We start from the raw sequence: 13,749 nt of genomic DNA on the forward strand, positions 1-13,749 counted from the left end.
ATTAGAGGAGAGTAGAAACATGCTGGTTGAATCATCCAAACGGGGGCTGATGGCCGGCTTAAAGACAACATGGACACTCGGGAAAGTGATATTCCCGGTCACGCTGATTGTTGCACTTCTGCAGCATACGCCAGTGCTTCCATGGGTTATCAAGCTGATCACGCCCCTTATGAATCTGATTGGGCTGTCAGGAGATGCAGCCATACCGCTTGTATTGGGGAACTTCTTAAATCTATATGCGGGGATTGGAGCCATTTTAACGCTTGATCTGACAGTTAAAGAAGTATTTATTATTGCCGTCATGCTGTCGTTTTCACATAATATGCTGATCGAAACGGGAGTGGCGCTGAAGGTCGGTGTGAAGCTCTGGGTCGTTCTTGCAGTACGCATCGGATTGGCACTGCTAAGCGCCATTGTCATCAATCTGGTTTGGCAGGGTGGAACCGAAACGGCTAAGTACGGGTTTATACCGGCAAAAGAAGAGCAGGCAACGGGGGCATTGCCAATCCTGCTGGATGCACTTCAGACTGCTTTGCTAGGCATTATCCAGCTGGCCCTCATCGTCATTCCGCTGATGATTATTATTCAGATTTTAAAAGATAAGCAATGGCTTGCTGTCTTTTCAAGATGGATGGCGCCTGTGACCAGGGCGCTTGGAATGAAAGAAAATACGTCAACAACTCTTGCGGCGGGCTTGCTGATTGGCCTTGCCTATGGGGCGGGCGTCATGATCCAGGCTGTAGAGGAAGATGGCGTCAGCAAAAAAGATGTCACGATCGCCTTTATTTTCCTTGTTGCCTGCCACGCAGTTGTTGAAGATACACTGATTTTCGTGCCGCTTGGCATTCCGGTACTGCCGCTTCTCCTGATCCGCCTGTTTGTGGCGATCATCCTGACATTGGTGGTGGCAATGATCTGGAACCGTGCCGATCTGGCAAAAAGAAAGGAAGCAACATATGAGCATTAACACATTATTATTTGATTTAGATGGAACACTGATTGACACAAACGAATTGATTATTTCTTCATTTTTGCATACTCTTGGAAAATATTATCCTGACCGCTATCAGCGGGAGGATGTACTTCCGTTCATGGGGCCAACCCTTCATGAAACATTTGAGTCCATCAACCCTGATAAAGTGGAGGAGATGATCTCAGTTTACCGGGAGTACAATATTAAAAACCACGACGTGCTTGTGAAGGAATTTGACGGCGTGTTTGAAACGATTCGGACTTTAAAAGAATCGGGATATAAACTTGGCATTGTGACGACGAAAGTTTCCAATGTAGTTGAAAAGGGCTTAAAGCTGACAAATCTTGACCAGTTTTTCGATGTGGTTGTTACACTGGATCATGTCGAAAAACCAAAGCCGGATCCGGAGCCAATCCTGAAGGCGCTGAGCCTGCTGGATGCGAAGACGGAGGAAGCCATTATGGTCGGCGATAATTCACACGATATAGACGGCGGGAAAAATGCCGGCACGAAAACGGCAGGTGTTGCCTGGACAGCGAAAGGCCGTGATTTTCTTGCGCGCTTTGAACCGGATTATATGCTCGACAATATGGCTGACCTGCTCGATATTCTTGAGGCAGAAAACCAATGAGAAAAACGGAGCGTTTTCCGGTAGAGGGAGGCAATTCACTCTGGCATGTGTATAAAACGGTTCCGTTCCTGAAGGTTGTCAAAAACTTTATTGTGATCCAGCTTGCGCGCTATACGCCTTTTCTGGGCATGAAAAATTGGCTCTATCGGAATTTCCTGAGGATGAAGGTGGGGGATCAGACATCATTCGCACTTATGGTTATGCTGGATGTTATGTTCCCGGAAAAAATATGTGTCGGCCGGAACACGGTCATTGGCTACAACACGACAATCCTTGCTCATGAATATTTGATTAAGGAATACCGCCTTGGCCGGGTTGAGATTGGCAGTGAAGTCATGATAGGAGCCAATTCAACCATTCTTCCCGGCGTTACAATTGGCGATGGTGCGATTGTTTCTGCCGGGACCCTAGTTCATAAAGATGTTCCGGCTGGTGCCTTCGTTGGCGGTAACCCGATGCGTGTCATTTATACAAAGGAAGAGCTTGCCGATCGCTGGGCAGACGATCCGATATATGGTGCAGATAAAAACATGACTCCGCTTGCTTAGGCTGGCGGAGTTTTTTTAATAATTGTATGTGTTGCTGGATAAATTCTAATAGATGGCAGATATATATCGAAATACGCTGGATAAAAATCATATCTTGTTAGAAAAATGAAGTAGGATGCAGGATAAAATAAACAAGCTGCCAGATATTCCAGATGAAAGTCTTTAAAGTAAATAACCTTTCCAAAAAAGAACAAACTATTAAAGCTCCTTTTAAAAAAGGGAGCCTTTTTAATTTTTCTGTCTCTTTTGGTTGACGGAGTGGGGAATGCGCGTTAAACTACATATAACTTCAATTTGCTACCATATTAGCGAACTAAAGGATTCGGGATTTTTAAGTCATAGAGGTGAATACGTATGAGCCGATTATTTATGTTTGAAAAGCCGTTAGGCATGAGAGATACATTACCTGATCTATACGAAAGAAAAGCTGCAGTCCGTTCATCCATCCAGGAGGAAATGAAACGCTGGGGCTATCAGTTTATCGAAACGCCTGCCCTTGAATATTACGAAACAGTAGGAGCGGCTTCAGCGATATTGGATCAGCAGCTGTTCAAGCTGCTTGATCAGCAGGGCCATACCCTTGTGCTTCGGCCGGATATGACCGCACCTATTGCAAGGGTGGCAGCATCCCGACTTTTAAAAGACGAGCTGCCAATCAGGCTTGCTTATTCCGCCAATGTATACCGCGCTCAGCAGCGGGAGGGCGGCAGGCCCGCAGAGTTTGAGCAAATCGGTGTAGAGTGCATTGGCGACCATACGATTAGTGCGGACGGCGAAGGAATGGCGCTTATGATCTCTGCTCTAAAAGAAGCAGGGCTTCAGTACTTTCAGCTATCAGCCGGCCACATCGGCTTTGTCCGTGACTTCTTCCAGCAGATTTTAGGGACGGAAGAAAGAGTGGAAAACCTGACAAGGTTTTTATATGAGAAAAATTATGTAGGATACAGGGAACATGTAAAGAGTCTGGCTCTTTCGTCCATAGATAAACAAAGGCTTCTCGATTTCCTTAAATTAAGGGGCGGGGAAGAAGTCATTGAGATTGCCTATGGCCTTCTGGAAAACGGAACAGGCAAGAAGGCATTAGCCGAGCTTGAACAGCTTTGGGGCATTATGCAGGACTACGGCCAGGAAGGCACCGTTAAATTTGATTTAACGCTCGTCAGTCATATGAGCTACTATACGGGGATTCTTTTTGAAGTATATGCAGGAAATGTTGGTTTCCCGATTGGAAATGGCGGCCGCTATGATCTGCTGCTTCAAAAGTTCGGAAAAGATACGGGAGCAACCGGCTTTGCCATCAGATTGGACCGCCTGCTTGAAGCACTGGAAGACACCAAGGCGGCTGAACCTGTTTACTGCATTTTATACAGTCCGGAACGCCGCAAAGAGGCTTTCGATGTTGCGAAGGAAGAACGTTCAGCCGGAAAGAAAGTGGTCCTGCAGGATATTAGCGGTGTTAAGGACATTGATGCCTGCACCAGCCAGTACGAGGATATTACCTTTTTAGTCGGAAAAGCTGGAAAGGAGAGCATAAAATGAGTGATGTTTTAACGATTGCGATGCCTAAGGGGCGCATTTTTGAAGAAGCAGCCGAATTGCTTCGCCGAGCAGGCTTTCAATTGCCGCCGGAATTCGATGATTCACGAAAATTGATTATCGATGTGCCGGAGGAGAATTTCCGCTTTATCCTTGCAAAGCCGATGGATGTACCCACCTATGTGGAGCATGGTGTGGCAGATCTTGGGATTGCCGGAAAGGACGTAATGCTAGAAGAAGAGCGGGATGTCTACGAGCTGCTTGATTTAAAAATCAGTGCCTGCTATCTGGCTGTTGCCGGACTGCCAAATACCAGGCTAAATGATGTGGCTCCTAAAATTGCTACAAAGTATCCACAGATTGCGGCAGCGTATTTCCGTGAGCAGGGGGAGCAGGTGGAAATCATTAAACTGAACGGCTCTATAGAGCTGGCGCCGATGATCGGGCTGGCCGACCGGATTGTGGATATCGTATCAACCGGCCGGACACTGAAGGAGAACGGTCTCGTTGAATACGAAACCATTGTCGGAATCACATCAAGATTGATCGTCAATCCTGTCAGCTACCGTATAAAGGATGAACGCATCAGCGAGCTCGTTGGCAGGCTGACAGAAGTTATTTCAGGAGAAGAAATAAGCTTTTAAAAGGATGTAGAACCCTATGAAAATATTGAAAATTAATGACCAGGTTTCAATTAAACGGTCTGTTGATAATGGAACAGAAGAACAGCGGGCGATTGTAAAAGATATCATTGAGACTGTCCGCCAAAATGGAGATCAGGCATTAAAAGAGTATACAGAAACATTTGATGGTATCTCCCTAGAGGATTTAGCGGTGACACAGGCTGAGATTGAGGAAGCCTGCAGTCAGGTGGATGAAGAAATCCTAGAAATTATTAGAGAGGCAGCAGATAATATCAGGTCATTCCATGAAAAGCAGCTGCGCCCATCCTGGATGACAACCGAGGAAAATGGCACAGTATTAGGGCAGAAGATTACATCGCTTGATTCGGTTGGGCTGTATGTGCCGGGCGGAACGGCGGCATATCCGTCATCCGTACTGATGAATGTGATCCCGGCAAAGGTGGCGGGCGTCAAACGGATTGTCCTTACCTCTCCTCCTGATAAAAAGACCGGCAAACTGCCGCCTGCTGTTCTGGCAGCAGCACATATCGCAGGTGCGGGAGAAATTTATAAAGTTGGCGGAGCCCAGGCAATTGCCGCATTGGCATATGGAACAGAATCAATCCGGCCTGTCGACAAAATCACAGGTCCGGGGAACATCTATGTCGCCCTCGCAAAGCGCGAAGTATTTGGGGATGTGGATATCGATATGATCGCAGGTCCGAGTGAAATTGCTATATTGGCAGATGAGACAGCGTATGCGGATGAAGTAGCGGCAGATCTTTTATCACAGGCAGAACACGACCCGATGGCAAGTGCAGTTCTTGTGACACCCTCATCCGCTCTGGCAGAAAAGGTTTCAGCCGAAGTTGAACGCCAGCTTGACAGGCTGCCCCGTCAGGAAATTGCTTTACAGTCCATCAGGGATTACGGAGCTATTTATGTGACGGAAAGCATGGATGAAGCAGTTGAGACGGTTAACCATCTCGCTCCGGAACATCTTGAGATTTTAACAAAGAATCCGATGGAGCTTCTCGGACGGATACGTCACGCAGGAGCGGTCTTCCTTGGAAGATTCAGTCCTGAACCGGTAGGTGATTATTTTGCCGGCCCCAACCACGTTCTGCCGACAAACGGGACAGCCCGTTTCTCAAGCCCTCTTAATGTGGAGGATTTTCAAAAGAAATCAAGTATTCTTTTATATAGCGAAAAAGCATTAAGGGATACCGGCGATAAAATTGCGGCATTTGCACGTCTGGAAGGCCTTGAAGCACATGCCAGATCCATTGAAACAAGACTAAGAAAATAAGCTGGAGGAATAATCATGGCTAGAACGGCAGAAATTTCACGTAAAACAAATGAAACGAATATCACTCTTTCCTTGAATATAGACGGAGAAGGCAAAAGCGATCTGGAAACTGGCGTGCCATTTATGACGCATATGCTGGACCTGTTTGCCAAGCATGGACAATTCGACCTGAACATCGCCGCAAACGGCGATACGGACGTGGATGATCACCATACAACAGAGGACATTGGCATTTGCCTGGGCCAGGTACTAAAGGATGCTTTAGGCGATAAAAAAGGCATTAAGCGCTATGGAAATGCGTTCGTTCCGATGGACGAAGCACTGGCTCAAGTGGTAGTCGATCTCAGCAACCGCCCTCACCTTGAGATGCGTGCCGAATTCCCAAGCCAGAAAGTCGGTACATTTGATACTGAGCTAGTTCATGAATTTCTTTGGAAACTCGCGCTTGAAGCGAGAATGAACCTGCATGTCATCGTTCACTATGGACAGAATACTCACCACATCATTGAGGCGATTTTCAAAGCACTCGCTCGTGCGCTCGATGAGGCAACAACGATTGACCCAAGAATTAAGGGAGTTCCATCAACGAAAGGGATGTTGTAAATGATCGGCATCATCGATTACGGAATGGGGAATTTGTTCAGTGTCAGTAAAGCGCTGGAACGTTTGGAGGTCCCTTATTTCCTCTCTGAGAATAAGCTTGAGCTCATGGAAGCAGACGCTTTAATATTACCGGGTGTCGGCTCTTTCAAGGATGCCATGAATATCTTAAATTCTACTGGCCTGGCAGATCTGGTAAAAGTGTTCGCTGATACAGGCAAGCCGCTGCTTGGCATTTGCCTTGGCATGCAGCTTTTATTTGAAAGCAGTGAAGAAAATGGGCTGACAGAAGGATTGCAGCTTCTGCCTGGCCATGTGAGGCGTTTTCCAGGTGCAACAGCCGAAGGTGAAACGTATAAGGTTCCGCATATGGGCTGGAACCGTCTTGAATTCCTGCAGGGATCGCCGATTTTAAAAGGCCTTGCTGAAGATTATGTCTATTTCGTCCATTCTTATTTTGTAGATACAGATGAAAAAGAAGTTGTAATCAGCCAGAGCAGCTATGATGTGGAAGTGCCGGCGGTTGTCGGAAGGGGCAATGTGTTTGGCATGCAATTCCACCCTGAAAAAAGCAGTTCGCTCGGCATGGCGCTTCTACGCAATTTTACCGAGGTGGTTGAAGAAAGGATGTCTGTGAAATGAGCTTTACGATTTATCCGGCAATCGATATGAGAGGCGGCAAATGCGTCCGGCTGCTGCAGGGGGATTATGATAAGGAAACTGTGTATGGCGATTCTCCGTTTGATATGGCCAAACAGTTTGCCGATGAAGGAGCAGACTGGATTCATATGGTCGATCTTGACGGAGCGAAGGACGGAAGACGCGTGAACGATCAGTTTGTCATACAGGCTGCCCGCGAGCTTGGCGCCTCCATCCAGATCGGCGGGGGAATCCGTACGGAGGAAGACATCCTTCATTACCTCGATAATGGCGTAACACGAGTAATCATTGGAAGCATTGCCGTCTCCAAGCCGGAGTTTGCAGTTGAGATGATCCGCAAATACGGCAAAGCCATTGCGGTTGGACTCGATGCAAAAAATGGCTATGTGGCCACACACGGATGGCTGGAAACATCTGAAGTGAAGGCGGTTGACTTAGGGAGGAAATTTGCCGACGCAGGTGCAGAGACGTTTATTTTTACGGATATTGCAACAGACGGCATGCTATCCGGGCCCAACGTGGAAGCCGTTCGGCTGCTTGCCCGTGAAACCGGGAAAAGTGTCATTGCTTCCGGTGGTGTCAGTGGGCTGGCTGATTTAACGGCACTTCAGAAATATGCTTCTGAAGGTGTTGCAGGGGCGATTGTCGGAAAGGCCATTTATGAAGGGCGATTTACTGTAGCGGAAGCCTTAAAAGAGGTGAAGGAATCATGCTGACGAAACGCATTATTCCCTGTTTGGATGTAAAAGACGGGCGTGTGGTAAAAGGGGTGCAATTTGTGCAGCTGCGTGATGCCGGAGACCCGGTTGAGCTTGCCCGATTTTATGACGGGCAGGGTGCTGACGAGCTGGTCTTCCTCGATATTTCTGCTTCTCATGAAGGCAGGAAAACAATGGTTGAAGTCGTTAAGGCTGTTGCGTCTGAGCTGGCCATTCCTTTTACAGTAGGCGGGGGCATTAACGCGCTGGAAGATATGAAACGAATTTTGCGGGCAGGGGCTGATAAAGTTTCTTTAAATACAGCTGCCGTAAACAATCCTGATTTAATAACTGAAGGGGCAAATTTCTTTGGCTCCCAGTGCATCGTTGTGGCAATTGACGCTAAATACGATGAAGAGCTCGGTTCCTGGCGAGTGTACACACATGGCGGACGGAAACCGACCGATTTGGAGGTAATCGCCTGGGCACGTGAAGCGGCTGAGCGCGGGGCAGGAGAAATCCTCCTGACAAGCATGGACTCTGACGGTGAGAAAAAAGGCTTCGATGTTAAGCTGACAAAAGCAGTCAGCGAGGCGGTTTCCATTCCGGTTATCGCATCAGGCGGTGCCGGTAATGCTGATCACTTTGCAGAAGCGTTTATTGACGGAAAAGCAGACGCAGCATTGGCAGCATCCATTTTTCACTATAAAGAAACATCGGTTGCTGAAGTGAAATCTTACATTAAGGAAAAAGGGGTGGTAGTCCGATGAATATCGATGCTGTAAAGTTTGACGAACAGGGACTGATCCCTGCTATTGTGCAAGATGCACAGACAAAAGAAGTATTAACGTTAGCCTATATGAATCAGGAGTCCCTTTTAAAATCCGTGGAAACAGGCGAAACCTGGTTTTTCAGCCGTTCCCGCAATGAGCTCTGGCACAAAGGGGCAACAAGCGGAAACACGCAGAAAATTTCAGAAATGAAGCTGGACTGTGACCAGGATGCTATCGTGGTATTGGTGGAACCGGCTGGACCAGCCTGCCACAAGGGTACAGTCAGCTGTTTTGAAGAAAGAGTATATGGTGAAAACACCGCCGGATTACCTGACTACGAAATCCTTTATACGCTTGAAAAAGTCATTAAAGAACGCGAAAAAACACGCCCAGAAGGAGCATACACGACGTATCTCTTTGAAAAAGGCGTGGATAAAATCCTGAAGAAGGTCGGAGAAGAATCCGCAGAAGTCATCATCGCTGCGAAAAACCGTGATAAAGACGAACTGAAATGGGAAGCGGCCGACCTGATTTATCATTTGATGGTGCTGCTGCGCGAGCAGGAACTGCCTTTCAGCGAAGTCCTGAAAGTACTTAATAAAAGGCATGATAAGAAAAATGAACCGGCCTCCGAATAGGGAGGGCGGTTTTTTTGTAATGGTTTCAAATGTAAGATAAATTCTTGAAGATGCTAGATAAAGTTTAGAATCTGCTAGATAAAATAATAACCCTGCTAGATAAATACAAAAATTGCTAGATATAATTGAAAACATGCCAGATATGAAAATAAAATAAAAATATATGCAGGAAAATACTCTTCCTCAGAAGAATTGTTGTATAGCAAATTGAAGGAGTGATGCTTTTGATCATGAAACATCGAACAATACCATTAAGAATTCAGAAAAACGAAGTGCTTTTAAGACGGCTTCCCAAAAGTCATAAGGCACGGCCTGGAATTGAAAAAGATCAGGCAAAAAGATGGGCGGGATACCGAGGTGAAGCAGCTTTAGACTTCCATTTAAGCAAGCTGCCAGTTAATGAATATATGATTTTTCATGGATTCCGTCTGACAAATGGACAATACTTCTGCCAAATCGATACACTCATCCTCTCTTCGAAGTTCGCCCTCATTTTAGAAGTTAAAAATATTTCTGGAAAACTATACTTCGAATCACAATTTAATCAAATGATCCAGACAACGCATAACGGTGAACAAAAGGGCTATTCTAATCCAATTGAGCAAGCAAGCCAACAAGCTGGCGAATTAGAAAAATGGTTAGTGAGAAGAGGCATTAATCTCCAGGTTGAATTCTGTGTAATGATTAGCAAGCCCTCTACAATCCTCCAAACGTCCTCGGAAAATAATCTAATCAGCCAAAAAGTCACACATGTTCAATATTTACTAAGCAAAATTAAAATGGCAATTAATAAAACTCCACTCACAAATAAGGAACTTAAAAGGATTTCTAACATACTTTTAAAGGAGCATGTACAAGAAAAGTTTGGTATCTTAAACTTCTATAAAACATCAAAAGATGAAGTTATTAAAGGGGTTCTCTGCCCAGAATGCATTTCAGTATCCATGATTAGAAAAAATGGTGTTTGGATTTGTAAGAGCTGCAAGTTAAAAAAGAAGGATGAACATCTTAATGCAGTAACTGATCTATTTTTATTAAATAATGATCAGCCTATTCCCAATAAGGAATTTCGGGATTTCCTTCAGCTAGAGTCCCCTGATATAGCCAGAAGAATATTGGATTCCCTCAGCCTCCCCCAAACCGGCACAAGCAAAGGCCGCCGCTATCACCCGCCTCCAGACTATCAGTTAATCTCCGAATTATACACCAGCACCGCTGAATCAATGCAACACCCCTTTAAAACATAATCGCGATAGGATTTCCAATAAAAAACTCCGCCTGGAAATAGTATTGTCATTTCTTCCCTTCTCCCCGGGCTTGTTCGTGTGATATACTACTTTAGTTACTAACATTTATGGAGGATTTCATGAGTAAAGACTCTAAAGCTAGACACCAAAAGGGAAAGTTACTGTCATTTATCCCGAATGGTGAGTACTATTTTTCCAAAGGGATTAAGGCGTACCACCGCAGGGATTTTCATAAAGCGAAGAAATATTTAATGCGGGCTATGCAGCTTGAGCCGGGTGAACCGATGATTGTCTGCCAGCTTGCCATTGTTCACTCAGAAATGGGTGAGTATCAAGAGTCAAATCAGCTGCTCCATATGATATTGGAGGAGCTGGATGAGGATATGGCGGAATGTCATTACTTCCTTGCCAACAACTATGCTCATATGGGCCTCTTTAAAGATGCATATACGCATGCCAATACGTATCTGGATTTGGATCGGGACGGAGAGTTTACGGAAGATACAGAGGATCTGCTGGAGCTTCTCACGCTTGAAGCGGATGAATTGGATGAAGAGCTGTACGAGCAGGATGATTTGATTACGAAGCAGGAACATGCACGGGAATTGCTGGAGTCGGGCCATTTTCCAAAAGCGGTAGAGATTCTGAATGCTGTTATTGATGAGTATCCGGAATATTGGTCTGCATACAATAATTTGGCCCTGGCGTATTTTTACCTGGGAGAAGTGCAAAAGGCATCAGATATTTTAGAGAAGGTGCTGGAGGAAAACCCGGGCAATCTCCATGCACTTTGCAATAAGCTGGTCTTTGCTTTTTACGAGCGGGATTTCAGACAGGTGCGCCTCTTAAAAGAAGCTCTGAAAAAAATTAAGCCGCTTTCGGTTGAACATCAGTTCAAGCTGGGTGCCACTTTTGCTTTGACCGGCGAGTATGAGGCTTCCTTTGCATGGCTTCGCAAGCTTCAGAAAAAAGGCTTTGAAGGGGACGGACCATTTTATTACTGGCTGTCCTATTCCGCTTATTTCACTGGACGTGAAGAACTGGCGAAATCAGCATGGAAGAAGGCAATTGAGATCAATCCGGAAAAAGAAGGCTTTGAGCCCTGGAACGATGAAAAAGTAACCGGCAGCGGCTTTGAAGACCATTATTCTTCTATATTGAAAAAGCTGGAAAGCGACTACATTGAAGAGCGGTTATTCGGCCTCTTCCTAACATCCGTATCCAGCAGAAGAGATGAAATCCTCACTTCTGAAGCTATTGTACGAAACAATAAGTTTTCAGCTATGGAGCAGGATTATCTTTCCTTCGTTCAAACAGAGCAGGAAGCGCCTGCTCAGGTTCAGGCTGCGCATGAAACAGCCCAGCTGTTTTATGAAAACTACCACCCGATCGGCACAGTGGAAGCCGGGCTATATTTAATGTGGTTTACTATTTTTGCAGAATTGACCAATAACCGGCAGAATATTAAAAATAAAAATGCTTGGGCGGCAGCCATAGAGTATGTCTGGCATAAGCTTCGGAACGAAAAGGTTTCCCAATCAAAAATTGCCGGAAGATACGGCATTTCCGCTTCGACGATGGGCAAATATGTTAAATCGGTGAACGACCGCCTTCATTGAGCAGATATTTGGACGAAACACAGGCCAATTTTATAGGATAACAGTAAGAAGGTCATACTATAATATGCGTATTTATAGAGTGTTTTATTTATTAATGGATTTCTGATTACTGAAGGAGTGACTCGCTGTGACTGAAGAAAAAATTTATGACGTCATTATCGCTGGTGCAGGACCGGCAGGAATGACTGCTGCTGTATATACATCCCGTGCAAATTTATCTACTCTCATGATTGAACGCGGTGTTCCGGGCGGACAAATGGCCAATACAGAAGAAGTGGAAAACTATCCTGGATTTGACCATATTTTAGGGCCGGATTTATCTACGAAAATGTTTGATCATGCGAAGAAATTTGGCGCTGAATATGCGTATGGAGATATTAAAGAAATCATTGACGGCGAAGAATACAAAACGGTTGTTGCCGGATCAAAGCAATATAAAGCGCGCTCAGTCATTATTTCCACCGGTGCCGAGTACAAAAAGCTTGGCATTCCTGGAGAGAAAGAGCTTGGAGGACGCGGAGTATCTTATTGTGCGGTCTGTGATGGAGCATTCTTTAAGGGCAAAGAGCTTGTAGTTGTCGGCGGCGGTGACTCCGCTGTTGAGGAAGGCGTATATTTGACGCGTTTTGCCTCTAAAGTGACAATCGTTCATAGACGGGATCAGCTTCGTGCGCAAGCGATTCTGCAGCAGCGTGCATTCGACAATGAAAAAATCGACTTTATCTGGAACACGACAGTGAAGGAAGTCAATGATAAGGACGGAAAAGTAGGCAGTGTAACGCTTGTGTCTGCTGAAACCGGTGAAGAAAGAGAATTCAAGGCAGATGGTGTCTTCATCTATATCGGCATGGTTCCTCTTTCCAAGCCGTTTGAAAGTCTTGGCATCACAAACGGCAATGGTTATATTGAAACAAATGACCGAATGGAAACAAAGGTGGAAGGCGTTTTTGCAGCAGGAGATATCCGCGAAAAATCCCTTCGCCAAATTGTTACAGCTACAGGTGATGGAAGCATCGCTGCTCAAAGCGCCCAGCACTATGTGGAAGAATTGAAAGAAAGCCTGAAAGCGAAGAAATAATTTTTAGAAAAAATAACCGCTTGTAGAAAAGATTAACAAAAAGTCATGCGGTTTTAATTCTCCTGTAACCTTGATGAAATAAAATTCGGGTAATATAGGAATAGAAATTGACCCCCTTTTAAAGATATAATCCTTTTTAAGCACAGGCATATGCCTGTGCTCTTTTTTTTGAGGTGACGATATATTTTAAAGAATGTTTTTGTAAACCTGTATTCATTGTGGCTCTATGACAAAAATAGTATAATGAAATGAATAAGAAACGCACGTTAGCCAGCCTTTGCTTTAAAGAAAATGGCGGCAGCGGTTGATTTTGAAAATAGAGGTGAAATGTGTTGCAGCGAGTCACGAACTGTGTGTTACTAAAAGAAGATAAAGTATTGCTTTTACAAAAGCCGAGAAGAGGCTGGTGGGTGGCTCCGGGCGGAAAGATGGAGCCGGGTGAATCAGTGAGGGACTCGTGCATCCGTGAGTTCAGGGAAGAAACAGGCATCTATCTGCGCAATCCGAATATTAAAGGCATCTTTACGTTTATCATGAAGGATGGCGAAAAGGTTGTGTCGGAGTGGATGATGTTTACTTTTTTGGCTACAGCTTCTGATGGGCTGAATCTGGATGAATCAGAGGAAGGAAAGCTTCGCTGGCATCCGTTTTCAGAGATAAAGAATCTGCCGATGGCTGCCGGTGATTCACATATTTTGGAGTATATGATTCATGGCCAGGGAATGATTTATGGAACATTCACGTATACGCCGGATTTTGAATTGCTTAGTTACAGGCTGGATCCAAGCTGAATTTGACAGATACAGGGGGAAATAA

15 protein-coding genes are annotated in these 13,749 nt (G+C 45.2%); all 15 read left to right on the forward strand.

The features are described from left to right. Positions 1-19: 19 nt before the first annotated feature. The 15 genes from NSQ49_RS15505 (at position 20) to NSQ49_RS15575 (ending at position 13,724) form a co-directional block, all read left to right on the forward strand. The gene (locus NSQ49_RS15505; protein ID WP_251284522.1) at positions 20-967 is read left to right on the forward strand and encodes a nucleoside recognition domain-containing protein; all 948 of its coding nucleotides are present in this window, start codon (positions 20-22) and stop codon (positions 965-967) included. Next, the gene (gene ppaX, locus NSQ49_RS15510; protein WP_251284521.1) at positions 957-1,604 is read left to right on the forward strand and encodes a pyrophosphatase PpaX; all 648 of its coding nucleotides are present in this window, start codon (positions 957-959) and stop codon (positions 1,602-1,604) included. The genes NSQ49_RS15505 and ppaX overlap by 11 nt, the downstream gene beginning before the upstream one ends. Then, positions 1,601-2,152, forward strand: a complete 552-nt coding sequence (locus NSQ49_RS15515) for an acyltransferase (RefSeq protein ID WP_251284520.1) — start codon at positions 1,601-1,603, stop codon at positions 2,150-2,152. The genes ppaX and NSQ49_RS15515 overlap by 4 nt, the downstream gene beginning before the upstream one ends. 354 nt (positions 2,153-2,506) lie before the next feature. Continuing rightward, positions 2,507-3,691 (forward strand): ATP phosphoribosyltransferase regulatory subunit, encoded by a 1,185-nt coding sequence (locus tag NSQ49_RS15520; protein ID WP_159863687.1) that lies wholly within the window; start codon positions 2,507-2,509, stop codon positions 3,689-3,691. After that, positions 3,688-4,332: an ATP phosphoribosyltransferase gene (gene hisG / locus NSQ49_RS15525; RefSeq protein WP_159863686.1), complete on the forward strand. Its 645-nt coding sequence runs from the start codon at positions 3,688-3,690 to the stop codon at positions 4,330-4,332. The genes NSQ49_RS15520 and hisG overlap by 4 nt, the downstream gene beginning before the upstream one ends. Before the next feature lie 16 nt (positions 4,333-4,348). Continuing rightward, positions 4,349-5,620: a histidinol dehydrogenase gene (hisD, locus tag NSQ49_RS15530; protein WP_159863685.1), complete on the forward strand. Its 1,272-nt coding sequence runs from the start codon at positions 4,349-4,351 to the stop codon at positions 5,618-5,620. 15 nt (positions 5,621-5,635) lie between these two features. Next, on the forward strand, positions 5,636-6,223 hold the full coding sequence (gene hisB, locus NSQ49_RS15535; protein ID WP_159863684.1) for an imidazoleglycerol-phosphate dehydratase HisB: 588 nt from the start codon (positions 5,636-5,638) through the stop codon (positions 6,221-6,223). Next, positions 6,224-6,862, forward strand: coding sequence for an imidazole glycerol phosphate synthase subunit HisH (gene hisH, locus NSQ49_RS15540; protein WP_251284519.1), 639 nt, complete (start codon positions 6,224-6,226; stop codon positions 6,860-6,862). Next, entirely contained in the window at positions 6,859-7,596 is a 738-nt protein-coding gene (hisA, locus tag NSQ49_RS15545; RefSeq protein WP_251284518.1) for a 1-(5-phosphoribosyl)-5-[(5-phosphoribosylamino)methylideneamino]imidazole-4-carboxamide isomerase, read from the forward strand. Before hisH ends, hisA begins: the two co-directional genes overlap by 4 nt. Beyond that, positions 7,590-8,348 (forward strand): imidazole glycerol phosphate synthase subunit HisF, encoded by a 759-nt coding sequence (hisF, locus tag NSQ49_RS15550; RefSeq protein WP_251284517.1) that lies wholly within the window; start codon positions 7,590-7,592, stop codon positions 8,346-8,348. The genes hisA and hisF overlap by 7 nt, the downstream gene beginning before the upstream one ends. Next, the gene (gene hisIE, locus NSQ49_RS15555) at positions 8,345-8,989 is read left to right on the forward strand and encodes a bifunctional phosphoribosyl-AMP cyclohydrolase/phosphoribosyl-ATP diphosphatase HisIE (RefSeq protein ID WP_251284516.1); all 645 of its coding nucleotides are present in this window, start codon (positions 8,345-8,347) and stop codon (positions 8,987-8,989) included. Before hisF ends, hisIE begins: the two co-directional genes overlap by 4 nt. 230 nt (positions 8,990-9,219) lie before the next feature. After that, positions 9,220-10,236, forward strand: a complete 1,017-nt coding sequence (locus tag NSQ49_RS15560) for a nuclease-related domain-containing protein (RefSeq protein WP_251284515.1) — start codon at positions 9,220-9,222, stop codon at positions 10,234-10,236. Positions 10,237-10,355: 119 nt separating this feature from the next. Continuing rightward, positions 10,356-11,855, forward strand: coding sequence for a tetratricopeptide repeat protein (locus NSQ49_RS15565; RefSeq protein WP_251284514.1), 1,500 nt, complete (start codon positions 10,356-10,358; stop codon positions 11,853-11,855). Positions 11,856-11,982: 127 nt separating this feature from the next. Further along, complete coding sequence (gene trxB / locus NSQ49_RS15570; protein WP_159863677.1) at positions 11,983-12,933, forward strand: thioredoxin-disulfide reductase; 951 nt, start codon at positions 11,983-11,985, stop codon at positions 12,931-12,933. 332 nt (positions 12,934-13,265) lie between these two features. Next, positions 13,266-13,724, forward strand: coding sequence for an 8-oxo-dGTP diphosphatase (locus NSQ49_RS15575; RefSeq protein ID WP_159863919.1), 459 nt, complete (start codon positions 13,266-13,268; stop codon positions 13,722-13,724). Positions 13,725-13,749 lie beyond the last annotated feature (25 nt).

It is taken from the genome of Cytobacillus sp. FSL R5-0377 (assembly GCF_038004385.1).
Classification (GTDB): Bacteria; Bacillota; Bacilli; order Bacillales; family Cytobacillaceae; genus Cytobacillus.

Coding starts and splice junctions, on each gene's coding strand:
- NSQ49_RS15520 (WP_159863687.1), top strand. CDS start 2,507: ATGAGCCGATTATTTATGTTTGAAAAGCCGTTAGGCATGAGAGATACA.
- hisD (WP_159863685.1), top strand. CDS start 4,349: ATGAAAATATTGAAAATTAATGACCAGGTTTCAATTAAACGGTCTGTT.
- hisIE (WP_251284516.1), top strand. CDS start 8,345: ATGAATATCGATGCTGTAAAGTTTGACGAACAGGGACTGATCCCTGCT.
- hisF (WP_251284517.1), top strand. CDS start 7,590: ATGCTGACGAAACGCATTATTCCCTGTTTGGATGTAAAAGACGGGCGT.
- NSQ49_RS15515 (WP_251284520.1), top strand. CDS start 1,601: ATGAGAAAAACGGAGCGTTTTCCGGTAGAGGGAGGCAATTCACTCTGG.
- ppaX (WP_251284521.1), top strand. CDS start 957: ATGAGCATTAACACATTATTATTTGATTTAGATGGAACACTGATTGAC.
- NSQ49_RS15565 (WP_251284514.1), top strand. CDS start 10,356: ATGAGTAAAGACTCTAAAGCTAGACACCAAAAGGGAAAGTTACTGTCA.
- hisB (WP_159863684.1), top strand. CDS start 5,636: ATGGCTAGAACGGCAGAAATTTCACGTAAAACAAATGAAACGAATATC.
- hisH (WP_251284519.1), top strand. CDS start 6,224: ATGATCGGCATCATCGATTACGGAATGGGGAATTTGTTCAGTGTCAGT.
- NSQ49_RS15505 (WP_251284522.1), top strand. CDS start 20: ATGCTGGTTGAATCATCCAAACGGGGGCTGATGGCCGGCTTAAAGACA.
- hisA (WP_251284518.1), top strand. CDS start 6,859: ATGAGCTTTACGATTTATCCGGCAATCGATATGAGAGGCGGCAAATGC.
- hisG (WP_159863686.1), top strand. CDS start 3,688: ATGAGTGATGTTTTAACGATTGCGATGCCTAAGGGGCGCATTTTTGAA.
- NSQ49_RS15560 (WP_251284515.1), top strand. CDS start 9,220: ATGAAACATCGAACAATACCATTAAGAATTCAGAAAAACGAAGTGCTT.